The sequence below is a fragment of the Mesorhizobium sp. M7A.F.Ca.ET.027.03.2.1 genome (assembly GCF_003999175.1).
Classification (GTDB): domain Bacteria; phylum Pseudomonadota; class Alphaproteobacteria; order Rhizobiales; family Rhizobiaceae; genus Mesorhizobium.
Window position 1 is genome coordinate 1 of sequence record NZ_RZOM01001476.1, and the last position, 1,089, is coordinate 1,089.

Consider the following 1,089-nt stretch of genomic DNA (forward strand, 5'->3'; position numbering starts at 1 on the left):
GGGTTGAGCTTGTACTCGAATGGCGGCGCGCCGGCGGCGTCGAGCGTCAGATCCTTCTTGGCATAGGCCTCGAAAGTGGAGGTGCTGGTGGCGCCGACCACCTTGCCGTCGAGATCTGCCAGCGTCTTGGCCTTGCTGTCCTTGTGCACGGCAACGGCCGCCGGCGTGTAATAGTAGACCGCCGGAAAATCGAAGATCTCGGCGCGTTTCTTGGTCGGCGTCATCGAGCCGGCATGCATGTCCCAGCGCCCCGCCCAATGGCCGGCGGTGATGATGTCCCAGCCGGGCGTGATGAACTCGACCTTGACGCCGAGGTGCTTGCCGATGGCCTTGGCGACGTCGACATCGAAGCCGTCCAGCTCGTTGCTGGAATTCACGAAGGACTGCGGCGCCCAGTTGGCATCGGTCGCCACCTTGAGCGTGCCGGCCGCCAAAACGCGGTCGAGCACCGCGCCTGCGTGAGCAGGATATGCGCCAAGCGCAAGCGCCATCGCGGCCAACGTCAGCTGTGGTCTGTTCCAGAATGTCATATCCGTATTCCCCTGTTGTTGTTCAGTTCCTTGCAGTCACTTCCGTTCAGCCGGTCGTGACGTCCCAATTTCGTGCCGACCTGGTCGGCGTCCTCTCCCAAAGGCCCGCCGATTTAGCGACGTCGTGGCCGGTCCGGTCTTCCGATGTCGCGGAGGATGTTAGCCGTCGCCATTCCCCCGATCACAGGGAAGGTCTCGGCCCGCTCCCTGCGAGGTGTCGTGCAGCCAGTGGTGTCCGGCGTTCGCTTTCGCATCGCGAAGGCTGCTATTCATCGGCGCCGCCCCCTTTCCCGCGGTCAGCGTCCATCAGGAAATCGCCCATCAGGGTGGCAACCCGAGCCGGCGCCTCGATCAGGATCGAATGACGAAGTCCGGGCAGGATGGCGAGTTGCGACCCTTGCACCTGTTCGTGCATCAGCCGTGCCATCCGCGGGCTGGAGCCCTGATCGTCCTCCCCGGTCACGATCAGCGTCGGGCAGGTGATGCGGTCGAGAATGCCGCCGAAATCGGTCTCGGCCAGAACGCGATAGGCGGCCGCATAGCAGTCGCGGTCGTTTTC

General features: G+C 64.0%; 2 protein-coding genes. Both read right to left on the reverse strand.

The window, feature by feature from the left end; all coding sequences use genetic code 11:
• The coding region (locus tag EN750_RS35745) for a transporter substrate-binding domain-containing protein (protein ID WP_127399376.1) at positions 1 to 530 on the reverse strand (530 nt) is incomplete at its 3' end.
• A gap of 265 nt (positions 531 to 795) precedes the next feature.
• A partial coding sequence (locus EN750_RS35750; RefSeq protein ID WP_245482911.1) for an alpha/beta hydrolase occupies positions 796 to 1,089 on the reverse strand: 294 nt, incomplete at its 5' end.